17 protein-coding genes are annotated in these 26,093 nt (G+C 60.9%); 10 read left to right on the top strand and 7 right to left on the bottom strand.

The window, feature by feature from the left end:
• Positions 1-2 precede the first annotated feature (2 nt).
• A complete protein-coding gene (locus LT970_RS06810; protein WP_232685685.1) occupies positions 3-830 on the bottom strand; it encodes a hypothetical protein in 828 nt (275 codons plus the stop codon).
• Positions 831-1,179: 349 nt separating this feature from the next.
• Here LT970_RS06810 and csa3 point away from each other — a divergent pair, with 349 nt between their 5' ends.
• Positions 1,180-1,836: a CRISPR-associated CARF protein Csa3 gene (gene csa3 / locus LT970_RS06805; protein WP_232685684.1), complete on the top strand. Its 657-nt coding sequence runs from the start codon at positions 1,180-1,182 to the stop codon at positions 1,834-1,836.
• Between the two features lie 261 nt (positions 1,837-2,097).
• Here the strand turns inward: csa3 and LT970_RS06800 are convergent, their stop codons facing one another.
• The 3 genes from LT970_RS06800 to LT970_RS06795 form a co-directional block, all read right to left on the bottom strand.
• On the bottom strand, positions 2,098-2,361 hold the full coding sequence (locus tag LT970_RS06800; protein ID WP_232685683.1) for a hypothetical protein: 264 nt from the start codon (positions 2,359-2,361) through the stop codon (positions 2,098-2,100).
• Between the two features lie 48 nt (positions 2,362-2,409).
• Entirely contained in the window at positions 2,410-2,751 is a 342-nt protein-coding gene (locus LT970_RS14705) for a DUF7344 domain-containing protein (RefSeq protein WP_432419594.1), read from the bottom strand.
• A gap of 307 nt (positions 2,752-3,058) precedes the next feature.
• Entirely contained in the window at positions 3,059-3,754 is a 696-nt protein-coding gene (locus LT970_RS06795) for a nucleotidyltransferase domain-containing protein (protein WP_232685682.1), read from the bottom strand.
• 506 nt (positions 3,755-4,260) lie between these two features.
• Here LT970_RS06795 and LT970_RS06790 point away from each other — a divergent pair.
• From LT970_RS06790 to LT970_RS06775, 4 genes are all read left to right on the top strand, one after another.
• Positions 4,261-5,103: a helix-turn-helix transcriptional regulator gene (locus LT970_RS06790; RefSeq protein ID WP_232685680.1), complete on the top strand. Its 843-nt coding sequence runs from the start codon at positions 4,261-4,263 to the stop codon at positions 5,101-5,103.
• Between the two features lie 331 nt (positions 5,104-5,434).
• Positions 5,435-6,841 carry a phenylacetate--CoA ligase family protein gene (locus LT970_RS06785; RefSeq protein WP_232685679.1) on the top strand — a complete coding sequence of 469 codons (1,407 nt, stop codon included), beginning with the start codon at positions 5,435-5,437 and terminating at the stop codon, positions 6,839-6,841.
• The gene (locus tag LT970_RS06780) at positions 6,834-7,616 is read left to right on the top strand and encodes a hypothetical protein (protein ID WP_232685678.1); all 783 of its coding nucleotides are present in this window, start codon (positions 6,834-6,836) and stop codon (positions 7,614-7,616) included. The genes LT970_RS06785 and LT970_RS06780 overlap by 8 nt, the downstream gene beginning before the upstream one ends.
• A 59-nt stretch (positions 7,617-7,675) precedes the next feature.
• Positions 7,676-8,656, top strand: a complete 981-nt coding sequence (locus LT970_RS06775; RefSeq protein ID WP_232685677.1) for a hypothetical protein — start codon at positions 7,676-7,678, stop codon at positions 8,654-8,656.
• A gap of 85 nt (positions 8,657-8,741) precedes the next feature.
• Here the strand turns inward: LT970_RS06775 and LT970_RS06770 are convergent, their stop codons facing one another.
• Together LT970_RS06770 and LT970_RS06765 are read right to left on the bottom strand one after the other, a co-directional pair.
• Entirely contained in the window at positions 8,742-10,124 is a 1,383-nt protein-coding gene (locus tag LT970_RS06770; RefSeq protein WP_232685676.1) for a COG1470 family protein, read from the bottom strand.
• A gap of 1,074 nt (positions 10,125-11,198) precedes the next feature.
• Positions 11,199-12,347 (bottom strand): NADH:flavin oxidoreductase, encoded by a 1,149-nt coding sequence (locus LT970_RS06765; RefSeq protein ID WP_232685675.1) that lies wholly within the window; start codon positions 12,345-12,347, stop codon positions 11,199-11,201.
• 251 nt (positions 12,348-12,598) lie between these two features.
• On the opposite strand from LT970_RS06765, the gene LT970_RS06760 reads away from it, so the two are divergent.
• Positions 12,599-13,735: an MFS transporter gene (locus LT970_RS06760; RefSeq protein ID WP_232685674.1), complete on the top strand. Its 1,137-nt coding sequence runs from the start codon at positions 12,599-12,601 to the stop codon at positions 13,733-13,735.
• A 381-nt stretch (positions 13,736-14,116) separates the two neighbouring features.
• Here the strand turns inward: LT970_RS06760 and LT970_RS06755 are convergent, their stop codons facing one another.
• The gene (locus LT970_RS06755; protein ID WP_232685673.1) at positions 14,117-15,679 is read right to left on the bottom strand and encodes an ATP-binding protein; all 1,563 of its coding nucleotides are present in this window, start codon (positions 15,677-15,679) and stop codon (positions 14,117-14,119) included.
• A gap of 334 nt (positions 15,680-16,013) precedes the next feature.
• On the opposite strand from LT970_RS06755, the gene LT970_RS06750 reads away from it, so the two are divergent.
• From LT970_RS06750 to LT970_RS06740, 4 genes are read left to right on the top strand one after another with little or no spacing between them, the layout of a single operon-like run.
• Positions 16,014-18,107: a vWA domain-containing protein gene (locus LT970_RS06750; protein WP_232685672.1), complete on the top strand. Its 2,094-nt coding sequence runs from the start codon at positions 16,014-16,016 to the stop codon at positions 18,105-18,107.
• Positions 18,107-18,550, top strand: a complete 444-nt coding sequence (locus tag LT970_RS14700) for a HEAT repeat domain-containing protein (RefSeq protein ID WP_432419593.1) — start codon at positions 18,107-18,109, stop codon at positions 18,548-18,550. The genes LT970_RS06750 and LT970_RS14700 overlap by 1 nt, the downstream gene beginning before the upstream one ends.
• Complete coding sequence (locus LT970_RS06745; RefSeq protein WP_232685671.1) at positions 18,551-21,919, top strand: PD-(D/E)XK nuclease family protein; 3,369 nt, start codon at positions 18,551-18,553, stop codon at positions 21,917-21,919. It begins immediately after the preceding gene.
• Positions 21,916-26,013: a UvrD-helicase domain-containing protein gene (locus LT970_RS06740; protein ID WP_232685670.1), complete on the top strand. Its 4,098-nt coding sequence runs from the start codon at positions 21,916-21,918 to the stop codon at positions 26,011-26,013. The genes LT970_RS06745 and LT970_RS06740 overlap by 4 nt, the downstream gene beginning before the upstream one ends.
• Positions 26,014-26,093 lie beyond the last annotated feature (80 nt).

Raw genomic sequence — 26,093 nt, 5'->3', positions numbered from 1 at the left:
GGTCAGCGAAGGCCGGGGTTGGTCTGCTGGTACGCCTCAAGTTGTGCTTTTTCAAACTCGCAAACGCGCAGAGCGTCGAGCATTTGGTTTGCCACGTCTTGCGTTTCTCCGCGCTCTGTCCACGATCGGAGTGCTTCACGGATGCGCTCGGAATAGTCGTCGAGGACGTTCTCGAGGTCGTGTTCGATGAAGTAGTAGAGCGACTCCCAGACAGGGCTACCTGAGGGGGCACGCGTGTAGTCGAAAATGTTCTCGAGAGTGTCCGCGGGTGCGTCGTGCTGCTTGTGGTGTTCAGACGCACGGTGATAGTGGAGGTTGCGCGTCTGTGATGCGGGGAGTGCGGAGTCAACGTGGTCCTCCAGGTACTGTGTTGAGAGAGTTTCGTAGTCTCTCACGGCAACGTCGTAGTCGTCGACAAGCGACCGCCCAGGTTTCTGTATATACGTCGGGAGGCGTGGAGATGTCGTGTCAGTGACGAGGATGTAACGCTTCTGTTCTTCGGCAGACCGTTTGAGTAGTTCGTGGACGAGTTCCTCTTCGCCGTGCTCCTCGATACCCTGTTGAGTTGTGATGTGGACGAGTGGGAACTCGACATCGTCGACGGTGTTGAGGAGGTCTTCTGAGGAGCGATGAGTGTAGTCTGTGAGTTTGAAATCGTTGTCGTATACGTCTGCGTGAACGATAGTGTCGACGCCAAGTTCGTCGAACAACGGAATGCTACGGAGTTGGGCACGTGCGTGTTGTGCGCGTTTCTGGAGTTGTGGATCTCGTATGACGACTGTCGACGTTCTTGTTCGTAGGATATCCTCAGTCACGGCGGAATTGGGCACGCGTACCGGTGGCGATTGAGGTCTCTTAAATCCAGGGCTAGTCTCCTGATTCGAATCGCGCTGGTGCGGTTCAGTCACAGTCGGATCATCCCCCTCTGCATGGTGATTCGTGAAAACAGGTATCACCCTCCCGTATTAGTCCTATCTATCATAACACCTCTATTGCAGAAACAGGTCGAAGACAGACAACCGCTTCATAAATTCCGATTGGTGTGGGAGTGGGATAATTCTTTGCCGAGGGTGGTTGCTAATATCGGAAGGGTAGGGCGAAACAACGTTCCTGATCTCCTCAGGACTGTTTCACAGCTACGCAACAGTGATATGTGGATGGCGGAGGTGGAACAGGATAATGCGAACATACATCGCTCCAATTGGTTACGATAGTACCCGGGTGACACGCCCCATCCTCAGTCAAGGGATTGAGCGCGAGACACGTATCAACCTGCTCATTCCGACAACCACGACGGACGATAGTCGCGGTGCACAAGCGATCGACGATGTTCGTCGGATGGTCGAACAGATAGAACCTAGTGTTGAGGTTGAGACGACTAAGGTCCCACACGACGACTTCGAGACCGCGATTGGAATCTGTGGTTCACTCATCGACGCTGCCGGCGGGGAGGTTGTCATCATTTTCGGTGGCGGTGCCCGCGACATCTTTCTCCCACTCACTGTTGCCGCCCTCTCACAAACGAACCAGATTCACGCGAGTTACCAGTTCAGCGATATCGACGGTGAAGTCCGCGAGCGAACCTTGCCGGATCTCACTGCGAACGCACCCGCCCAGGCCAAGTCGACACTCGATACAATTCGTGGACTTGACACTCCTGTTTCGCTCACTGATATCACTGCCGCCGTTAACGTCTCAAAGAGTACGGTGACCCGACACGTGAAACTCCTCGAGCGACACGGACTCGTCACGTCGGAAACACACGGCAAGACAAAAGTCGTCGAAGTAACCCCGACAGGACGACTGCTCATCTCCCGAGCGAATAGCCCGATGTGAGTCATAGACTGGACACCGTTCCTTTCTGACAGAACTGGGGAAATTGCATTATTAGACTAGCCGTCCAACGATAATAGGGGCGTTAAGCGTATATACGGTGCTAGTATGGCCTACCGCTCAATTGTCACGGTATGGGGCTTGGAACGGCAATCTAGTGGAGCCGCTGGCGACATCGACCAGTATCGACTTTCGGTGAATCGGTGGAGGGCATTCTACCGTGACTGGGCCGTTAGGACTGAGTACGAGGCAAGCAAATAGCGACTATTCGTCGCATCGACAGCGAACGACACCACGATCGACATCAATCTCGCACATGAAGTACTCGCCCTCGGGATAGATGAGAAAACGGTCCTCGTCCGCGTTCTTGATAGAGTCGATGCCCTGGACGTCCCAGTTATCATCTTCTTCGCCTTCCCAGGTATGATACGCAGTCTGTCCTTCGATAGCGAAGTCGAGAGTGCCAGTACCGCTGCCGAGAATATGCTCGACACGGTCAAGTCGAGTCGTCTGCGTGATTCGGTTCATAGTGGAGGAATCATCTTCAGGCATATATTGGTAGCGCTGAAAACCACGTCAGTTGAGGTAGTGAGTGATTTGCGCCAGGAGTGCGCATTGAGCAATACGATGTGTCGGTGAGAGCGTCTTACGCGAGGCATCGTACTCGACAACATTGTGCGCTGCGAGTTTTGGGAGGTGAGTCTGGATGAGGGAGTTGTAGGCTGATTCGTAATCATTAGAGCTCACCAACCGTGGTGGCTTCCCCAACTCGACTCCGCGAACAACGCGGGCAAGGTGCCGAACCTCCACTGAAGTACCTTCCTCGAACAGGGAGAGATATCCAACGATGAGTAATCGCCGTCTGTTCCCGAGAAGGGAGAAGACAGCGACCGAGTCGAAATCGACATCAGTCGTCATCAATAGTTCCTCATGGTCTTTTTCCACCGCAGTTCGCTTTGGCGTTGAAATTTTCGCGAATTCATGAGACAATGGAGACTAATTTACAGCCTCCACCCATGTGGGGCACAATAAACAATCCCAAGAGCAGAATCTCACTTACAGGGCGTGAATGGCGAACTTAACGGGCCCGGCGGTTTTTCTCTCCCCGCCAAAGAAGACGAGGATGAGATACGACACGCTAGCCAATTCGTACACTCTCGAAATAGCCGACTCACCACCGATTGCATTGACTGATCCATCAATCTCCTAAATTGCAGGCCAGATATCACTCACTGTCGTCACTTCCTTCAAGAAGGAGGTTTTCGACGATCTCGAAGTTGTCCGTCTTGTAAACCGGGATGCCCGAGACGACGATTTCCTGGATGTCCTCCAAATACGTTGGAACCGCCTGGACGGCTTCGACGTCGATGTCGTAGGCGTACCGGTTCCCGTCGAACTCCATGCCTTCGACGTCACGCGCGATGGCATGTGCTTCCCGCTGGTTTGCAGTTCGTTCTCCCTGGGTGAGCACCCAGAGGTCGATGTCGCTGCGCCGGTCAGCTTCGCCACGGGCGACACTCCCGTAGAGGATGACACCGACGACGCCGTCTAGATGGGAAACAAGCTCGTCAACGGCGGCTTTGGTAGGTGCTTGGAACTCTGGCTGGGGGATGCGGAGAATCGGATCGTCCGGAATCGAGAGCCGACTCCGGTTGATTTGGACGAGTCGCTGATTACCGTCGGGTGATTCGACGACGAGTCCGTTATCCACGAGGGTGTCGGCGGCTCGGCGGACGGTCTGCTGGGCGTGCCCGATTTGGTTCGCGACCTCGCGAAGTGAGAAGCGACTGAACCGGTGGTTTGTTAAAAAGAGGAGAACATCGTCGGTCGCCTTGTGTTTGAATAATTCCTGGTTTGGGGCGGGTATCGAGAGGGATATCGAGGTGTTTTGAGCATCGTCTAATTCCGCTTGATGGCTCATACGCTATGATACGGCTCAAAATATAAAAACCGGATAGCTAAAACCGGTCTTCCAATACACAGAGTGTTAACCGGGTCTGGTGATCTGACTTGTACGAGAGTACGACGCTGTGCAAATCTTGAAACAGGGTTACCCTGTTTCAAACCATCAGTTTCCCCAGTATGCCGATTGTTGGCTATAGATGATAGCGCGATCTCGAGGTGGTTGCGAAAGGAATCTTTGACCCAGTTCTCCTCACTGAGGTCGTCTCCGGCGGAATTATTCCCACGTTGAATGCTTGGGGAAACTTGACGATGTCTCTAACGCGGACGCGACGATTTAGGTCAACGGTTTTGTTTAGGTTCCGTCGGCGTCGGCCGAGTATACGGATTGGTGTTCTGCTATCAACTTTGCTTTCGTAACTACGAGAACAGGCTGTTTGCGAGATATTGTCAACGACGGTTCCTGGATGGACGTTGTGCGACCCACGCACACGCTTATGGATTATCGCACAATATCACTAGAGTATGAGTGGTGTTAGCGAGGAACAGAGGGTGGTAGAAGAGATTGAGTTTTTAGCCCGATCGCCGAACCGCGTTCGCCTGTTGGAGGCGATTCGAGAGGCAGGCACGATCGAAAAGCAGACCCTTCAGAACCAGTTCGACATGGTTCGAACGACCCTTGTCCGAAATCTCGAAACGTTAGAAGAGCGAGGATGGGTTCAAGCCTCAAGTCAGGGTACGTACACGCTTACTTGTGCGGGTGAGGTAGTCGCGGAATCGTTCTCTGAAGTGATGGATACTGTCCGAATAACGAAGCGACTCCAACCGTTTTTGAAATGGCTGCCCTCGGACGAATTTGATCTTGATCTTCGGTTGCTTGCGGACGCGGAGATCACTTGTTCGACGACAAACGACCCATACGCTCCTGTACAAGAACATGTGAAAAAGATTAAACAGACAGAAAGGGCTCGGATTTTCCTCTCGGTGATGGGACAACAACCGCTGGAGGAGGTCCGAACACGCATACTCAACGGAGACGCGATTTTTGAATCGGTGGTTGAACCAGGCATTGAAGAAACGATAAACGCGAACGCCCGCTACAGAGATTTGTTTGAAGAACAGATAGCGTCTGGCGGTCACAACGTGTTCGTGTACGAGGGGACGATCCCGTACTACCTCGGTATTCTCGACGATACTGTACAGATCGGTGCGGAGGACGATGAGGGCGTGCCTCGTGCCCTACTTGAAACTGATTCGGCGGATGTGCGGGAGTGGGCTGAACAAACGTACGCAAATTACCAGCAAGAAGCAAGACCACTCGCGGTTCTCGGAGAGCAGAGCGATGAAGGAGATAGTGGACGAGATTGAGTTACTGGCGAGTCGCCGATTCACGTCCAGTTTCTGGAGGCGTCTGACACGTCACTTGTTGGGCTGACACATCTACAACACCAGTTGCGGGCGCTGAGTCAGTTGGCCGATTGGCCGTGGCGGTTCAGCAACTCGCGGACGATTCTTTGGTACAAGGCGCTCATTCGAACCAGGTAGCATTCAAGGCAGTAATCGACGGCCTCAGTTCATTGAGAGTATCGCTAGCGTGGTTCCACAACATACCGCGCACGCCGTGTATGCCCTGCACACTATGCACCGAATACACTGAACTATTTTCCAGTAATATAACTGCCGTAGGAGGGGGAGAGAAATGAAGAGACACACCGGCACGAAGCGACCGGAAGCTACGGAGGCCGATCACGCCACGCTGAAGCAGACACGCCTGCAGCACACTGTCGAGTACGCGTACGACCATTCACCATTTTATCGAGAGTTGATGCAGGCGAACGGACTGACACCCACTGATGCCCAGACAACTGACGACCTCACACAGCTTCCAATCGTGGAGCCATCCGACGTATTGGCGAACCAACCGCCTGTTACGGATCAATTCCGGTTTAAGGCGACTGACGCCCAGATTCGGCGCCCCTTCCACACGTCGGGGACGACCGGCCAGCCCAAGACGATTTTCAAGAGTCACGACGAGATGGACAGGATTTACGACGATGTCCAACGGGGCTTCGAGCACTTCGGCGTTACACCCACTGATGTCGTGGTCAATTACTGTCCGTTCGTCGGCCTCAATATCTCCTGTATGGGGACGGAAGGCGGACTCGCCCGCCTCGGCTGCACAACCGTTCCCATTGCGAACACGCCGTACCCGGTGGACCGAGAAGCGGAAATTCTTCAGGAGCACCAGCCGAGCGTCGTGCACGGCCTTGCGTCTCACATCGACGCCAAAGGCCACCAACTTCGGGACGCGGGTTACGATCCAGCTGCGTCCGACATCGATCTGGTTGTAGTCGTCGGTGAGCCCGTAAGTGAGAGTCGAAAGGAACGACTGGGTGACTTATACGACGCCGAGGTCGTCGAATACGTCGGATCAACGGAGGCCGGGGCCTTCGCTTTCGAGTGTCCAGAAGATGGATTCCTGCACGTTCTCGATACGTCCGTCCACGTCGAAGTCGTGGATGACGACGGCGCACCGCTCCCGGCAGGCGAACAGGGGAGACTCGTAGTGACAAACCTCTTGAACCCAATATCGGAATCTGGGATGCCACTGCTCCGCTATGCTATCGGCGATGTGGTATCTATCGTCGAGGATGCCAATCCATGCTCCTGTCCTCTTGACAGTGACTGTAAGATCACGCCGCCGCGACGGAGCGGGTGGCAGTTCATTTTGGGGGCGGTAAACCTCACGACACAGACGTTCGAGGACGTCATCTACAGCCACCCAGAGCTGAAAGCGGTCGCTGCAGACTACCAGGTTCACGTCGAGCACGACCCAACGACCGGACAGGAGGTCGCCACCCTCCTGATTGAGAGTGTAGACGAGGGGTTAGTCGGACAAGTTGTGGACGATATGGCGGCCGTGACTACTCCAATGACGACGGCGGAAACGCTGGGGACAATGCTCCTTGAGCGTAACTCACATCTGACGGAAGTGGTCGAGAATACCGAGGTCGTCCGTCTCGCAATCCAGATCGTGGATAATATTGATACGGGCGATGGGAAGCCTCAGCAACTCGTTGACCAGCGAGGTGTCGGGGGTGCGTGACCCGGTGGAGCAGCGCCCCATCGACAAGACGCATACACCATCGACAGAGGTGCAACAGTCGTACGTGGTCGTGGCGGATCCCCAGGAAGTACCGATTGACATCGCTCCGGAGCATGATGGCATCATCTGCGTCGGTGATATCCTGCGGCTTGCGCCACCGCCTGACCACGACCCAGAGGGGTCGCTCCTCGATGCGTTTGTTCCGGAGACGAAGGACCTCTACACACAGGGAGACATCTCCGGAATTCTTGATGCCGTCCGTTCTCTCAATCAGGACTCACGAGTACACGAAGGTGCGGCCCGCCGTTACGCGGCGTTTTTCGAGCAAATGGAGCGTGATTTCTACTACATAGCAGGCAATCAGGATATTCCGCGTGTATTGGCGACGACAGCCGCAGTATACGACCACGTCGCCCCCGTCAGTGACTGTCCAGGATTCCTCGGTATCGACGGGTTGGTCCCTTCGTTTGCGGGGCTTCCCACGAACACGTTTCCCGGCGAATGCTCGCGGAAAACCTTCGAAGAACAGCTAACGACGACGGATGAACCAATCCTTGTCGCCCATCGCCTTCCCGAGCAGTTCATACCTAGCGACGAAGGCTTCGAGATAGCGATCACGACAACGGACGGTATCGCTGGAACTCAGCACGAAGGGGTCCTTAGTGCGCCGTCGTACCGCGAGACTGGCGCGACCGCTGAGCTGACAGTGACACCCACGTCCGAGACCGACGGCGACGCTCATCTTATCGAACAAATCGAGGTTATCGGAGAATAGCGATGACAGAACATACTCCGCGAGCGGCGGAACAGGACGCCACGGCAGATACCCTCCCAGTGGAACTTCGCGACCGCATCGTGCTCCACGGCGAAACTGCGCCGTATCACCGTCGACTCCAACGTGAACAAGGAATCGATTATGCCGACATCCATACGTGGACCGACCTCCGGACCACCTTCGACTGTCTCGATGATGACGCGCTCCGCAACCTCGACCCAACGGAGTTAGTGCCAGAACACTATTCGGCGGACGACCTGGTCCGAAGTCGGTCGTCCGGCACGACCGGTCCGGTGAAGGACATTTACTGGCACGAGGCGGACGTCGCGGCCAACCTCGACTCCGTGGAGGCTCGCTTACGTGCACTGCCGGTCGAGATTCCCACCGGGACGCACTGGGTTGCCACCGCCACGCGGAATCCCGTCTTGGCACGGAAATTGACGAAACTCGCCGAGCGCTTTGACAGTACGATTGATCTCATCGAGGTAGATCCTGCACCGGTCAAGCGGGCGTTGCGCAGCAGGGACGAGGAGACGATCAAGACGGCGCTGGACCCGATTGCTGACCGCATTCAATCAGCGTTCGAGACGAACGATGCACGGGTCTACGAAGATATCGCGCCGATGATGCAGTATGTCGGGACGAGGCTTCCAGAGAAGCACCGGGACCGCATCGCCCTCGCCCTTATCGGTGGCGTCGGGACCGATCACGCGACTCTTGAGCATATCACGAATGAGGCGTTCACGAATGCGGTGCTGACTGGCTGGTACGGCGACTACATGACTGGTTCGAGCATGATGCACACCCCCGGATCGTTAGAGTACATCCCTCACACCCCGGATGTTCGTCTCGAAGTGCGAAGTCCGAATGGACTGGACAAAGTGGTGGAGGTTGGCGAAGTAGGTGAGGTCGTGGCGCACGCCATCCGACGTGGATTCTTCGTGCCGAATCGACGTATCGGGGATCAGGCAACCCGGATCAAGGTAGACGGCACCGACGGCATTACTGATGTCGGTCGGCGTCAAGAGGAGCTTCAGTGACAACATCCCAAGATCAACTGTTGACGCACTCCTGTAACCCCGACAGGGGATCCAGTGAAGATACACATCGAGTCTACCACCGGTCTCAATTCGAACGCCGGGTGAGGATGACAATAAGAAGGAGGATACTCAGAAGAGTCGTGGTAGCCTCGAATCCGGGAACGCTTTCTGGAGTAGTAGTCGTGGACCGACTGCCCGCCTCCTCTTGAGCGGTAGTCGTGGATCGACTGACGCCTTCCTGGGCTATCAAAGTGTTTGATGCCGCCTGGGTAGAATCTAATGGCTCAGTCTGTATCGTTGAAGAGACTGATGGGGATGCTGACGCAATTTCGAATACCTGGGCCTTTCGTATCGAGTCAAGCCGAGTGGTCAACTCGGACCGATCGCTTTCCTTCCACAAACTCGTCCCGACGCTGTAACTCCCCGACGGTGCATCCACTTCCACATTCCAACTCACCGTAACTGTTCGTTGCTCTCCGGGTTCCAACGTGATAGTTCGTCCAGTCGACCCATTGTTATCGTAAACGACCCCCTCTGGGCCAATAACCCCGAATCCGAGAAAGTACGTGTGTTGGCTGTTTCCCGTGTTTTCAACGGTCACGTCCGCCTTCACAGTCTCGTCTTCCGTGAACGAATCACCATTTACTGAGATGCCAACGGTGTCTCCGTCGACGTCAGGTTCTTGGGCTGAAGTGGTTGGTCTGGCGGTTGGAGTTGCTGTCGGGGGAGCACTCTCGATGACAGTGATGTTACGGACTAAATCGGGTTGGTGATACTCAATTGTGTACTCCGCTCCATTCGGCCGGGCCTGCACCTCGATTATATTATCGTCTGCTTCGCCCGCCAGATATTCACTCGGTGTGAATGTAAACGTCCCCTCGAAGTAGTTATTTTCCGGAGAAACCTGCTTCAACCGAATCTGTTCGTCTTCCTTTAGGATATTGTCTTGTCCTCCACGCAATGGGTCATCTTCGAACAGATAGGCATTCACAGAATCCTCACCGGACCACCCATAAAAGGTCACTGTGACTTCCTCCCCTTCATTCACCTCGCCAACGTCGTGGTACCCTTTCGTATAAATTGTTGTCCGTGACCATAGCAAACTCAGTTCGTTTGAAAATGCACTCCCCCATTTGACGTACAGTGCCGCTCCAACTTCCGCATCAGATTCCTTCGTCTCCCATAACTTGTCAGCAGGAATCCTCACTTCCTTCTGTCCACTATCTCCACTCACCGTGACCTCCATGATAAAGTCATCAAATGTGTCCCCCTCCATCACCTCCAACGTATGCGTCCCCGATCCCAATCCAGAATACGAGATCTCCAACTCGATAGGCTGTCCGCCGTAAGCAAGAGCGTTTACCGGTGCTTCTGAGGTTTTTGTCGTCGTGGCCTTAATCGTAATAGTAGCTGCTGACGCTCCGGCAGCGCTGGAGAACCCAATCACGCCACCGACGACGGAGAGCACCACTATTCCGGCCAATAGGACTGCCAAAAACGGCTCAACTGGCTCTTGGTTTTCCAGCACAGAACGCCGCTCTTGTTCATTGTTACCGTTGGGCATAACATTCGGGGATACATCGGAGAACGCAGTAACGTTATTCGATGCACGCTGTGCAGAGGCTGCACAGTTTCTACATCAGGGATACTGGTCGTTACGTGACCAACTATGCATTATGTAGGTTAGTGATCAAATCAATCACCACTCCGAAGAGGAGGAATCGCGAAAGAGGAGGCTTCAGTGACCTCTTATGACGGGTTTTCGATATATCTGTCTTCCCTGTCGCGGAGAGGGGGGACGCTAACTTTGTTTGAGTAGGTTTTACCGAATTCGATGGGTTCATTCTGCCTCTAACGGGCAAATTCGAGACGAACAGTTCTTGCGGGGGACGCGTTGCTCACCAGACACGCTTGGATCCCAAGTCTCAGCGGTGATTGCTGTAGATGCGTCCTAGTTCCAGTCATTCGGTACTCAGGAAACGTAGCTCGAGGCGAGTTGGTCGTTCAGTCCGCCAAATCGAGATTGCCTTACAGGCTATGAAGCGGTACTTTATGTATATTCAGACTGTAATTCCTACTGCTACGGTTCAATACGGGGGTTGGGCAGGGGTATACGATCTCCGAACGCGGGGTTTCACCGGCTGGTCCAACTGGCCTCTCACGGCAAGGACCAGGGTTCGAATCCCTGACGGAGCACTTCTCACGCGAACAACGTGACCGCGAGTAGCGCACGCGGCAGAATTGGAACCCGGGGAGTCACAGCGGTCGAACGATGTGAGACCGATCGTCTCCACTCGGTTCGAATCCCTGACGGAACATCCGAATCTCTTCGCCTTCTTGCGTTTTGATCCCGTAGCAGGCCACAAACCATCTACACGTCACAGGAGTAGCCAATAGAATTTCATCATGACTCGCCGCCGTCTTGCGATTTAATTGTTCCGGGAGGCACGTAAGACGTACTCCTCGTGGGGTGATGACCGGTGGTAGACCCCCACGACGTCCCGGTTATTACAGCGGCCAGTAATGCCCCCAGTTCGGCGGGTCAGTCGTCGGCGGGAACGACGATGTCGTCGGCGGCTTCGTCGTCGTCGAGGGTGGCGTCGGGGAGGAGGCGGTCCTCGAAGGAGAACGCGTCGAGGGAGTCGTCGTCGCGGACGCGCGCGGGCCAGTCGTGGTTCGCGAGCGCGGCAGTCCCTTGCGCGACGAGGTCGGCGTCGTCTTCCTCGATCGCGTCGACGGCCGCGTCGGGGTCGCCGAGGTTACCGTTCGCGATGACGGGCGCGTCGGCGTACTCAGCGGCGTACGCAGCGAGCGTCGGGCCGGTCTCGCCGAAGGCAGGCGCAGTGACGTCGGGTTCGGTGACGTGGACGTAGTCGGCACCGGCGTCGCTGACGGCCTCGAAGACGACCTCGGCCTGTTGTTCGCCTTCGCCCCACTCGTGTTCGTCGTCGTTGACTTTCGTCTGGGAGAGGCGGACGCCGACGACGAACTCGTCGGGCGTGCGCGCCTGAACGGCCTCGATGACCTCAGTGGTGAGGCGGATGCGGTTCTCGACGCTCCCGCCGTACTCGTCGTCGCGCTCGTTCGTGTAGTCGGTGAGGAACTGGTCGAGGAGGTAGCCGTTCGCACCGTGGACTTCGACGCCGTCGAAGCCGGCGTCGACGGCGCGCTCGGCGGCGGCCGCGAACCCCTCGATGGCGTCGTCGATCTCTTCGGTGGTCATCCGTTTCGGCGTCGGGAACGCGCCCTCACCGCCGTAGATGGGGAGCTGTTCACCCTTCGGGGTGACCACGGACGGCCCGGCGGTCTCCTCGGTGTAGCGGTTCCCCTGGGAGAGCGCGCCGGCGTGCATGAGTTGCGCGAAGATGGGTGCGCCTGCGTCGTGGACGGCGTCGGTGACCTGCGTCCAAGCGTCGGCTTGCGCGTCCGTTGCGAGACCGGGCTGGTTCGGGTAGCCCTGGCTGTACTCGGTATCGGGGTGTGTGCCCTCGGTGACGAGGAAGCCGAAGTCGCCGCGGGCGAAGCTCGCGTAGTAGCGGGCCATCTGCTCGGTCGCGTGCCCGTCATCGGTCGCGCTCGTACGCGTCATTGGTGCGAGGCCGACGCGGTTGTCGAGGGTGAGTCCGTCGAGGTCGAACGAGTCGAAGAGGATGTCGGTGTCGGTCACAACGACGGTAGGCTGTGACGGCATAAGTGGCCTCGCGAACCAACGAATCCAACCGGGAAGCGTGCCGGTCGATGCCGTGAACCAGCGCCGTATCCGCGATGGCCAGTGCCCCGTGCCGCATTCATTGGACTTTACCAACGTCGCCCCCCACACAAGACAGTACGTGCGTATGAGTGCACTCGGAGTATCTCGTGATGAATAGAAGGACTCAACAGCGAGTGATCTTGACAGCTCTTCTCCTCGCGGCTGTCAACCTCCGGCCAGCGATCGCCTCAGTGTCACCAGTTCTCGAACAGATCCGCTCGACGGTCGGACTGGGATACGTCGGCGTAAGCCTCCTCACCGTGATTCCGACACTCAGTATGGGGGTGTTCGCGTTTTTGACGCCGATGCTCACGAACCGCCTCGGGAGTGAGCGTGTGACGACAATCTCGCTCGGAGTGATCGCCGTTGCCACGTTCGCGCGAGCATGGAGTGCACACGTTATAGTCCTCTTCGCGACGACGATTGGGGTGAGTGTCGGTATCGCGGTCGCGCAGGCAGTTCTTCCGAGACTCGTCGGGATGTACTTCCCCGAGAACGCGGGCGTCGTGACGGGCCTGTACATGGCGACCCTCGTTGGTGGAGCGGGTCTCGCATCCGCGCTGACTGCTCCGCTCGCGGAAGCGTTCGGTACGTGGACGACCGCCCTCGCGACGTGGGGTGGTCTCGCCGTACTCGGCGGTGGCGTATGGCTCGCGATACGCCGTCGGGGGATAACTGAACGGGACCAGCACCCCGGGGCGGCAGCCGGGATGGAGATCAGTGCGCTTCCCTGGCGGCGACCGTGGGCGTGGTTACTCGCCGGATTGCTCGTCGGTGTCGTGGCGATCTACTTCGTGGAACTGACGTGGCTCGCACCGCTGTACGTCCATCTCGGCTGGAGTGCATCAGCCGCTGGCTACCTGTTAACGGTATCAGTCGCCGGGCAAGTCGTCGGTGCGCTCGTGGTTTCCGGTGTGAGCCTTCGAACCGCCGACCGCCGCCCCGCGCTCGCATTCGCACTCGCCACGAGTGCGGTCGGCCTCGTCGGCGTCACGCTCCGGCCACTACTTGCGCCGTGGGTCTGGGCGATTCTGATGGGGGTTGGAATCGGGGGTGCGGCGGCACTCGCGTTCACGCTCCCCGTCGATTACGCCGCATCACCTGCGGCGGCGAGTCGTTTGAGCGCGTTTGTTATCGGTGTGGGCTACCTCGCTGGCGGAATCACTCCCCTTCTTGCAGGGTGGTTTCGGACGCTGACTGGGTCGTACGACCTCGCGCTCCTCGTACTCGTTGGTATCAATCTCGTCCTCCTGGCACTCGCAATGGCGTTCAGACCGGCACGAACTGTCGAAATGTCTGTTGTTGATGACGCGTGCAACAGCGACTGACAAACTCGCGTCGCAACGAGATGATGTGGGTGCCTCGTGGGAACTCTGAGACTTCGGGAGGTGTTGTTGAGCAACGACTACGGGTTCATTGAACGGGCGACCGACGCTGGCGTGCCCGCCCAACACCTCACGTTCCCCGTGGACGTATCACAGTCGACCCGGGGCTCGTGGATGGAAGCGACCGAGTTTGTGCACTATTTCACGATCCGCTTCGGGGTGCTCACGCCCCAAAGGTGACGCTGTACGGGGTCTGGAACGGGAAGGACGGCCGGCACTGGCAACACGAAGTGCTCGACGTTGACTGCCGTAGCCCGAAGGTCGAACCTCCACTCAAACGCGACCTCAGGACCCTCTCAGCCACGGACGGACTACTGGCCGTGGTCAGCAGAGGACGAGGTAAAACCAGTATGGAATCTGGATCACGCGGTCGCCGCGGAGCGTGATTGGATCGTCGGCTGGCACCGTGTCGCCGGTGACCACGAATCCAACTGGCACGTCGTAGGCGTCGAGGAACTCCTGGACGCTGGCGAGCGTGTCGTCGACCGGTGGCCGGTAGGCGAGGCCGACGGGCACCGGGTTGCCGCCGATCTCGAAGACGTAGTCCACGGTCCCCTTTCGGCCGCGCCAGAACTGCACGGCTGGCTCGGTCTCATTGTTCTGTGCAGCGTTGACGCCGTACGCGAACCGCATCGTGTGGTCGAAGCCAGCGACGCGCGCGAGGTCGGCCTCGCGCTCGAAGTCACTCAACACGCGAGCGGCGTCACCGTCAGCGAGCGCCGTCAAAAGGCCCGTGTCCCGGAGGTAGAGCTGGACCGACCGCGGGCGCGCGTTGTCGTACTCCGTGACGGCCGTCAGCAAGTAGAGCTCCGCGAGCGCGGGCAGATAGCTGTCGGCGATGGTGCGCCGGTCGACGTCGAAGAGGTCGACGAGCGTCTGGTAGCGGATGGGTTCGGTCGCGCGGTTGTGGGCGGCGAGCGCGCAGAGGCGTTCGAGGTCGGCGATGGTTTTGATGGACTCGAAGCCGGGAACCTCCTGATAGAGCGCGGTCCGCACGTCGTCGCGCAGGCGTGCGTAGTCGGCCGGCGAGAGGTCGCTGGCGGATTCCACGACGCCGTCCTGCTCGTAGCTGAGCGTGCCGCCCATGGCGAGGTAGTCGACAACCTTCGACTGAATGCGGGGTTCGACGTCCGCGACTTGCTCGAATTTTTCGCGGAGCTCGGCAAGGAGTGGCGACACGTCGCCCGTGTCGAGCGCGGTCGGCAGGCTGTTCTCACCTGTGCGGATGGACGTCGGACTGACGCGCCGGTCTGGCTCTTCGAGGTCGGGGTAGAGCGTGAACAGGTAGTCGCGGAACTTCTCGGGGAGAATCGGCTGCGTATCGTACTGGTCGCGGGGGAAGCCGACGCTATCCAGTTCGCGCTCGATCTGGACGTCGGCGCTCGCGGTGACGACGACGTGGCGCGACGCTGACGCCTCCAGAATGTCGGTGACTGGCGCGCCCCAGCCGTCGATGGTGGGCTTGTTCGGGTGTTCGATCTGGTGGACGTCGTCGAGGAGGATGAAATGTGGGTTGGTCTCGTCGATGCGGCCGAGGATGCGACTCTCGTAGTAGCGGACGGCGCGCCTGAGCTGGTCGTCTGACTGAAGTTGGTAGAGCGGGTCGGCGTCGAACGGGAGGTAGAGGAACTGTTCGGGGTGGGCTCCCTGCTCGATGCGGGCGTGGATGAACTGTTTGAGGAGCGTCGTCTTGCCGGCGCCGCGGCGGCCGACTAGACCGAGGAGCGGTTGGTCTTCGAACTGGCTGCCAGCCCGGTCTGGGCGCACGAGATGGTAGAAGTCGCTTTTCTGCCGCGCAGGCGGTGCGATGGCTGCTGCGCCGTCTTCCCACCAGGGGTTGTGGTCGTGGAGCGTCCGCAACAGCGCGTCACCGGCGTCGATAGACATGGATTCGTTGCCGGACACACGAGCCCCCTCACAATGATTGTTTCGACCGTCCACTCCACAGTCGAACGTACGTTACTCGGCCTGAAATGTGAGTGACCTGGAGAATACGTGGGTTGGCTGAACTAAGGGACATTGCACTGTGTATATTCCTTGGATAACTTCCCCAATCACTCGTCTTATCGAAGTGTTTAAGTCATTGAGGAACACAGTATGGGCCGAAGAGGAAGAAAAAGGAGCATCGAAGTGGCTCTTATCCAGGATGCCGCTGGTGTATGGTGGGGTTGACTACGAACGCCCGCTGGCTGCCCGGGGAACTGGCAGCCGATCCGAACCCATGAACACGACATACGCTGACCTCAACGCCGGCACCCGACTCGACATCGACGTCGAATTCATCACCCGGCGAGCGATCGACTGCCCGAGCGGCCGCGTCCACCGACTCCTAGTCGCCGACCAAGACGGCAGCCAGTTCGCCGTCCTCACCACGCCCGACAACGACTCGATCCGGAACCTGAAAACCGACGCGACACACCGCATCACCGGTCTCCTCGGCGCCACCCCGACCGACGTCCCGGCGGTGACCGACGCCGACTGCCCCGACTGCGGCGGCGCACTTCGACCGGGCGCACCCGTCGACACCGTCGACGAGGCCGTCGTCCAGGCGGCCGCCGAACTTGGCCTCGACGGCTGCATCGGCATCCTGGACGCCAACGCTACCATCCGCCGCGTCCCCGACGACGCCAACACCACCGACGACTGGATCCCCATGCGCGAGGGCCCCGACTCGGTGACGACGCCCGCTTCCGTCTGCAAGAACTGCGGGCGACACGTCGACGCCCACCACCTCCGCGGCGGCTCCGAAGCCGACCACGCCCTCGACCAGGTGAACGAAAACGTCTCGCCCGCACCGGCCACCACTGACGCGGCGAGCCCGGAGACTGTCGGGCTCGCGGCGGGCGGCGCCAAAGACGCGACCAACTTCCGCGAGAACGTCGCTAACGGCTACACACCCCAGCCCGAGGCCATCAGCGACGAGGGCCTGTTCTACGACTACCACTTCGAGACGGGCGACCGCACCGACTCGGACAGCCTGTTCGCCCCGCGGTACGCCGCCGCCGTCACCGAGCACCCGCTCACCGGCGACACCGAACGCTACCTCTCGGTCGGCCTCGACTCGACGCTGTCGGTCGCCGACTTCGAACGCCCGCGCCTCGATCTCGTGGCCGTCCTCGACGTCTCCGGGTCGATGAACAGCCCGTTCGACGAGTACTACTACGACGAGCACGGCCGCAAGCGCGAGTCCGAAACCGACGCGACGACGAAACTGGCGGCCGCGACCCGCTCGCTGTGCGCGCTCACCGAGCAACTCGACCCAGACGACCGCCTCGGCATCGTCCTCTACAACAACCGCGCGCACGTCGCCAAGCCCCTCCGCGACGTCGGCACGACCGACATGCCCGCGATTCGCCGGCACATCCAGGACGTCGCCGCTGGCGGCGGCACCAACCTCGCCGACGGCTTCGAGGCCGCCGTCGACATGCTCGCCGACCACACCGGGAATCCCCACGACGAGCAACGCGTCGTCTTCCTCACCGACATGATGCCAAACACAGGCACGACAGGGGACAGCGAGCTCACGCGGCTGTTCGCCGACGCGGCCGCAGACGGCATCCACACCACGTTCGTCGGCATGGGCCTCGACGCGAACGCGGAACTCGCGGACACGCTGTCCGGAATCCGCGGCGCGAACCACTACTTCGTCCACTCCGCCCAGGAGTTCGAGCGGCGCATGGGCGAGGAGTTCGCGTACATGGTCTCCCCGCTCGTGTACGACCTCGACCTTGAGCTCGAGACCGACGGCTACCGGATCGAAGCCGTCCACGGCTCGCCGTCGGCGGACGCGGCGACGGGCGAACTCATGCACGTCGGCACGCTGTTCCCCTCGGCCAAGCAGAACGGCGAGGCCCGCGGCGGCGTCGTGCTCGTGCGACTCGAACAGACCCGGGCGGACGCCGACCTCGATCTCGTCGCCTCGTGGACGGACCGCGACGGCACCGACCACGCCGAACGCGCGACCGTCGACGCCCCAGCCAAACCGGAGACGTTCGCCCACGACGGCGTTCGGAAAGCCGTCGCGCTCGCCCGGTACGCCCGTGGGCTCCGCACCTGGAGTGCAGACGTCCACGACCGCGCGGACACAACCACGGGCGTCGACGACTGGCTGCTCGACAACGGACGCGGCCAGCACGAACGCGAGTCCGTTCCGTTAGTGGTCCCCGAGCAGACCGCCGACCGGTTAGAGGCCCTCCGCGACTACCTCGCCGCCGAGATGGACGCCGTCGGCGACGGGACGCTCCAGCAGGAACTGGACCTGCTCGAAACCCTGACCCGGGAAACACCGACCCCGCGCGAGGAGGCGACCAGTTGATGCTAGTGTTCGCGTTCGACCGGGACTGGACCGACGACGTCAATCCACACCTACGTAAGGAGGCGGTCCCCCTGGAGTGGGTTCGCCACCTCGCCCGCCGACTCGTCCGCCCGAACGCCTGCTGGGTACTGGGGCACCTCGGCGCGAGCACGGCAGCCGCAAAACTAGACGAAGTGCAAACTGCGGACTCCGACGAAGGGGTTCGGACACGGGCTCAGTGGGCACTTTCGGAACTCCCCATGACGAGTAAGGCACCGGCAGCCGCAAAACTAGACGAAGTGCAAACTGCGGACTCCGACGAAGGGGTTCGGACACGGGCTCAGTGGGCACTTTCGGAACTCCCCATGACGAGTAAGGCACCGGCAGCCGCATTGCCCGCAGAGTGCCCCTCGCGGGCCCCTGAATCCATACTTTCAAACAGGTTGCTGACGCACTCCGGGTAAATGTCTCGGGACCTCCACATCGCGCCCGCACTCCCCACAGCGGAGGAAGCCGCATTCGAGCGGGCGGCTGCGGCCGCCGACCGGCGGCCCGCGAGCGTGCTCTATCTCGCCCCCAGTGACCGCCCAGCCAGCGATGTCCGCGATCGCTGGGAGTCAATCGGGGCACCGATTCAACTCCAGCTCTCAGATTTCGACCGCGTCGTCGCCGACGTCCTCGAACAGAAGTTCTACACGACACGTGCACGCGGCCTGTCTGGCGACCAACGACAGCGCCTCGTCGAGCACGCCGTCGACGGCCTCACCGGTGCAACTCACCCGTTGGCGACGACGGCTGACGCGGCCAGTAGTGAGGCGTGCTCGCAGGCAGAAGACCTCCTGTCACTCCTCGAATTCGCTGGTCTCACCACCGCGGACGCGATTCAAGCTGACGACCGACTCGCCAGTATCTCATCGGCGACGCGCGACGCGCTCGCATCGCTCTCCAGGTCGTTCGACCAACACCGCGGTGTTTTCAACTCGGCCGGCGAGCCACAGACGCTGCGGAGCGAACGCTACCAGCGTGTCATCAACGCCCCGAACGCGCTCGCCGAGACACTCGACCCAGTCGACGTCGTCGTGCTGGGTCCCTTCACGTATTTCTCGCCGCTGGAGGCCGACCTGATCGACGCGATCGCGGAGTGCGTGGACACCGTCCACGCGGTCCTGCCACTCGCGGGTGCGCGTACTGATGTCGCGCTCGACGCGGCCGACGAACTCTCGGGGATCGATCGGGGGGCACAGCGCGCATGGCAGCGCTACGACGACCTCGGATTCACCGCGACCGTCACTGATGCACGGACACCGGGCGCGTCGCTCGCGCGCCAACTCTACCGGTTCACACCCGACGACGCAGTGTCACGCAGCCAGCTTGCTGCGGCCGGCGTGGACTGGCATACGTATCCGACACCAACCCACGAGATCCGCGGGGTCGCTCGAGAAGTACGGGGGGAACTCGCGGACGGCCAGGCAGCCACGGAAATCGGTGTCGTGGTGCCGGGGTTACCGGAGCGCCAGCAAGAACTGTTCGAGACGTTCCGCGAGTACGGAGTGCCAGCACGACTGAGCGACGAGACGGCGCTCGCCGAGACGGAAGTGGGGGCGGCTGTCGAGCACGCACTTCGACTCGGCTCGGACACCGCCCGCGTCGAAGACGTCCTGCGAGTGATCGACAACCCACTCGTCGAGCCGGCGTGGCCGGATAGGGAACTCGCCGCCAACGACGTCGTCCAACTCGTGGATCGGGTCGAAGTGACGAACCTGGACGCCGTACAGGATCTCCTCGCCACCCGGTCGACGGCAGCCGAAGTCACTGACGCGATCGAGTGGCTCCGGTCGGTGTGCCGGGAGCTCGCAGCAGCGTCTACCGCTAACAGCGTCTCGGCGCTCGCCGACGCCCTGACGACGCTCGGCGTCATCGACGAGTCAGCCACGGACTCGTGGTCGCTGGCCGCAACCATCGACAGGCAGTCCTGGATCGACGACCGAGAAACCGCTGCCCTCCAAACTCTCAACACCGTTGCTACCTCGCTCGAAGACAGTGCGTCACTCGGCGACGCGCGACTCGACGAGCGGATGCCGCGCGCGATGGTCACGGCGACGGTGGACGCCGCGCTCGGCAGCCGCGACGGCGTCACCCTCGTCACGCCCGGCAGCGTCCTCCAGCACGACTTCGAGATGGTGGTCGCGCTCGGACTGACACAGGCGGCGTTCCCCAGTCGGCCAAGACGCCTCGCGTTCACTCGGGAACTCAACGACGCCCACCCGGATTTCGAGCCGACCGACCCGGCACAGCAGGCCCGGTATGCGCTCGCGCTCCTCCCCACGCAGGTCGAGACGGTGGTGTACACACATCCATCCCAGACCCGGGATGGCGACGACACTGTCGTCGCGGACTTCCTCGCGGAACTCCAGCGCGTCTGCATCGACGACTTCGAGCCAACCAAGAAGGACGATGATTCTCACCCACCACGGTGCCGAGAGGATCTCCAACGCACCGCCGGCTCCGCCCTCGTGCATGCAACCACAACGGGAACTGCCGGGGACGAGCCGACCGACATCGCCGCCGCCCTGGCAGACAGCGACTGCTTCGCAGCGGCTCCCGGGGAGCCAGCGACGCGACTGCAGTCCGGCGTCGCGTGCGGCGTGGCACGGCAGTCACCGGCGACCACGGAGTACGACGGCTGGCTGAGCGCCGAAACCGTCGACCAGTTCGAGGCCGCGGCCGCACCACTAAGCCCCTCACGAATCGACACGTACGCTAAGTGTGGGTTCAAATTCTACGCTGACTACCTCCTCGACTACGGCAGCCCCGACGAACACACGCGGGAAGCAGACGCCCGGACCGCTGGACAGTTCGTCCACGAGGTCCTCGCTCGCTTCTTCAGGTCACTCCAATCCCGGGAGGGCGAGCCAATCACCATCGAGGACCCCGACGCCCACCACGGCGCGCTCTACGACGCCGTCGAGACGGAACTCGAAAAACCGTACGTGCGCCACCACGACTCCACGTTCCACGACGGCTGGCTCACGCGCCTGCTCGCCGGCCTCACCCCGACACACACCGAGAATGAGCACGCGGGGCCACCCGGCTACCGTGGCCTGTTCGTCCGCGTGTTAGAACAGATCGCCAGCGAACACGACCAGGTGACGATGCGGCCGGCGTTCTTCGAGGCCGGCATCGGCGTCACCCACGGCGACGACGAAGCCACTACCCGACTCACGGAGGACCCAGTCGAACTCGTTGATGGTGTTCACGTGCGCGGGAAAATCGATCGCGTGGACGTCGTCCCTGGCACGCAGCCCACGGAGTTCGTCGCGGTCGACTACAAAACCGGGTCCAGCCCGAGCATCGACGAGGTCAAAGGCGGCATCAGTTTCCAACTCCCGCTCTACCTGCGCCTGCTGGACGCCGCCGCGGACGACGCAGACGAGTGGGACCCGATCGGAGCGGTCTACTACGACCTCGACAGCCCAAGTAGCGCCGGCCTGCAGAAATCCCCGCTTACAACCACGGACCGCGCTGTCTGGCACCAGAACGGTGGAGAGCCACTGCTCCGATTCGGAACCGACTCCCTGTTCGACTCCCCGGCGGCGTTCCAGGAGTTCCTCTACGAAGACACCGACGACCGCCTCACCCAATTGACGGAGAGCCTGACATCGGGCGTCTTCCACCCGACACTGCTCGATGCGGACACCGCCAACTGCGAGCACTGCGAGTACGCCCACGTCTGTGACGTCCGCCACCACCACCGCCACGACCGCCTCGACGAACACGGCCGCGAAGCCGCCTACATTCCGGCGTACGCCCAGCCCACGGAGGACGCGCAATGATCGACGACGACCACCTCGAACCCGAACAGCGAACCGCGAAGGAAACACTGGACGCCAACGTGAGCCTGCGAGCGGGCGCGGGCACCGGCAAGACGACGACGCTCACCGCCCGCTACGTCGAACTCCTCGAACACGAACTCCAGAAGATCGCAGACCATCCGGACCGCCTCACCCTCGCAGAAGAGTTACCGGAACGCATTCTGACGACGACGTTCACCGAGCGCGCCGCAAGCGACCTCCAGGAGAGCGTCCGGAGTGAAGTCAACGAGAACCTTTCCACGGTGTCGACGGAGGACGAGTTCCAGTTGTGGCGCGCGGTCGCGGACGGCCTCGACGACGCGTACATTCACACCCTCCACGGGCTCTGCCACCGCCTCCTCGAAGAACACGCCGTCGGAACCGCTCGCACGCCCAGTGTCGCCGCCGACCGGCCGCTCGCGCGCTTCGGCATGACCTACGACGACATCGAACCCGGGTTCGAAGTACTCGACGAGGGTGACGCCGAAGACCTCGCCCGCAAGTCGGTGGCAGCGACCCTCCGCGACCACGAAACCGACCAGAGCGTGCAGACGCTCGCCCGGCGCTTCGACCGTCACACCCTCGAAGATATTCTCTACGATCTCCTCACCCACAGCCCCCGCGTCGACCCCTACACGTGGATCGCACGCACCCAACAGCACACGAACCCAGCCGCGTACGCCGAGGAGATGGTTACAGCCTTCCTCGACGTCGAGGAACTCGATATCACGCTGGCGGAGATCGACGAGCCAAGCGAGTCGGTCATCGCAGCCGCGCAAGCGACTGTCGCGCACTACGATGCGACCGTGGATGCCCTCAACGGGAATCTCGTGCGGTGGGTCGTCGACGATATCGTCGACCTGATCGACGCCTACGACCGCAACGATGGCCGCGACCCGGCCGCCCTGTCGACCAGTGAACGCCGAGACCTCACCATCGCTCTCATCGAATGCACCATGACCGGAAGCGGCGGTGTCCACGACGACAAGCTTCCCGACGAGTATCCTGATGGACTCGAAGCGGGGACGCCGCTCTTCGAGATGGCGGACGCGCTCGCTACAATCATGGGACACGTCGACGGGCGCGCGTGGCACGACATCCCCAGTGAGCCATTCCAGACCGAAGAGGCGTCCCACGAGTACGTGCAGGCGTTCGCGGAGATCGCCGCTACCGCCTTCCAGGAGTACGCCGCGGTCAAACGCGACGATGGCGTCCTGGATTACGGCGACCTGATCGCGCTCACGAACCACTTCCTCGAGGCACTGCCAGCAGAGGAGCGCGCCAGCATCGGCTTCCTCTCCGATGGTGACGACTCCCCCCTCGACGCGTACGTGATGGTCGACGAGTTTCAGGACACGAACGCCGAACAGTGGGCGATCATCAAGGCCCTCACCTGCGAGAACCCAGGCGAGTCCGGCGCCACGAATCGATTCATCGTCGGCGACGACAAACAGAGCATCTACCGGTTCCGCGGCGCCGACGTCTCCATCTTCGACGACGCACAAACCGAACTCGACACCGCCAACGACCGAGCCGACACGACCGCCACCCAAGACCCACTCACCACCAACTTCCGCACGCTCCCCGAACCGCTAGGGGGCATCAACGGGCTCTTCGAACAGATCTTCGTCAGCGACTCACCAGCCGACACCGACAGCGACCCCTGGTACGCCGTCAGAAACGGAACTCCGGCTGCCTTCGAAGCACGCTCCGAACCCCTGGCCGCCGCGCGAGAAAACAATGCGGACATCGATCCTGGCGTCGAATACATCCCCGTCCCGGTCGACCGCCCGCTCCAGGAAACGCTGCTCGGCGACACTGACGGCGCCGGTCACGAACTCCTCGAGGCACAGACGGCGAACTCGGCAGCCGTGGAGGCACAGGTCGTCGCGAACCGCCTCACAGAACTGTTCACCGACGGCACACAGGTGTACGAGGAACTCGACGAGTCCCACCCCGAGTACGACACCTGGGATGACGGCAGCGACGGGCCGGTCGAGCGACCACGCGAGGCCCGGCCCGAAGACGTAGCGATTCTACTCCGGTCACGAGGCGACCTCGAAGCCTACGAGCGCGCGCTCCGCGACGCAGCCATCCCCCACACCGTCGTCAAGGGCCAGGGCTTCTTCGAAACCCCAGAAGTTCAGACCCTCGTCAACCTCCTCCTCGTTCTCGTCGACCCGTCCAACCAGCGAGCACTCTACGCGCTCCTCCGCTCACCCATGTTCGGGTGCACCGACGACGCCCTCGCACAACTCGCGCTTACCAGCCAGGAACGAGAGGACGCCAGCCTCTGGGACGCCCTCTGTGCGGCCGACGCCGACCAGTGGCAATCAATCACCCGGGATATCAAGCGATTCCGCGGGTACGCCGGCCAAACAACTGACGCCGCATCGGCTCACTCGTGGGCAGCGCTGTTCACGCGAATCCTCGACGAAACCGGCTACTTGGCGACGGTCGCGGCCGGCGAACGCGGGGAGAAAGCCGTGGTGAACGTCGAACGCTTCCGCGACCGCCTCCGGAACGCTGACGACCAGCATAGCCTCGCGGAGGTCCTCAATCGTATCGAACACCGGATCGACAGCGATGCCCACGACCCCGAAGCCAACGTCATCTCGTTCGCCGACCACGACACCGACAGCGCCGACGGAAGCGTCAGCCTGCTCACCGTCCACGAGGCCAAAGGCATGGAGTACCCCGTCGTCGTGGTGCCCGGCGTCGCCCGCGATTTCACACGGGCAGGCGGCGCCCAACTCGGCCAGCAAAAAGTCGAATTCGAAACCGTCCCGGTCGGTGGCGACGGTGACCGCGTCCCCGTCTTCGGGCAGAAAGGCCCCGACCCAAGCGACCCGTTCACGGACAATGAGACGGTCAGTCGCCGCCTGGCGAAAAACCAGCGGCAAGCCGAGGAACGCGCCGAAGAGAAACGCACCCTCTACGTCGCCTGCACTCGCGCCCGCGACCACCTCATCCTCACCGGCCAACACACCGACGACGGTGGGGACTCCGATTACCCCTACGGCTTCGAAGAACCCAACCCAACGGACGCGAACGCGTGGCAAGACTGGGTTCAGGCCGGCCTCTTCGATGCCGAGAACTCAGCCGTCGACGATTCCGAGGCAGACCACGCAGGCGCAAACTACGCGCTCACAGAACTCATCGAAACCGGAGCCTACGAACGCACACTCTCCTACATACTCGATGGCACCCAAACCACGGGGTCCTTCACGATTCGCCAACCCCCAGAACACCACCCCTACGAACCAACCACAGACACACCCACACTCGACCTCGACACCTACGAACCACCGCAGGAACAGCCCGACGACCGCGTACTCTCAATCTCGCCCCACGAGTGCTCCAAACTCGTCGCCGGCGAGGGCACACTCACCTGGCGCGACGACACCACACTCGGCTACGACGCCCCCGACTACGACGCACAGGACTACGACGACACCGAACCAACCACCACAGGAGGAACAGTACCAGGCGGAATCCCGGCCAACGTCTTCGGAACGATCGTCCACCGCCTCTGCGAACTCCAACCCCCGGAAGACGAGGCCAGGTCACTCGTCGACCAACTCTTGGCGACCGCCCACCAACGAGGCGAACTCGTCGACAAACCCACCCGAGACCAACTGGAGACGATTGCAACATCCGCTCGCGAACGCCTCACACAGGTCGAAGACAGGGTCGCCGATCTGATCGCTGGTACCACGGTCACCGCCCAGCACGACGAATTTCAACTCACCACCGAGTTCACAGGCATACCGGAGTTAAACGTCGATGCCGTCCAGGTCACCGGCGAAATCGACCGCCTCCTCGTCACCGAAGACGCCTACCACGTGATCGACTACAAGACGGATCGGCCCGGAGTCCAGGACTACGACGAGTTCATCGAGCACCAGTCTCAGCATCACCAGCCACAGATTTTCACGTACGCTGCCGCGCTCAATCAGGTAGACCCCTCACGGCGAGTACACGCCTCACTCATCTTCACAGAGGTGTCTGCTAGAACCCGCGACTGGCACGACATCCAGGACCCCTGGGATGAGCTCGTGGAGTCCCTCAGCTAACGAGCCCCGACAGTCGGTGGGCGGAGTGGGTTGGTGGGCGATCAGATCGGCAAGTACGGTAGGCCAACTTGCGGTCACCA

It is taken from the genome of Halobacterium zhouii (assembly GCF_021249405.1).
GTDB lineage: Archaea > Halobacteriota > Halobacteria > Halobacteriales > Halobacteriaceae > Halobacterium > Halobacterium zhouii.
This window is presented reverse-complemented; position numbering and strand designations above follow the sequence as displayed.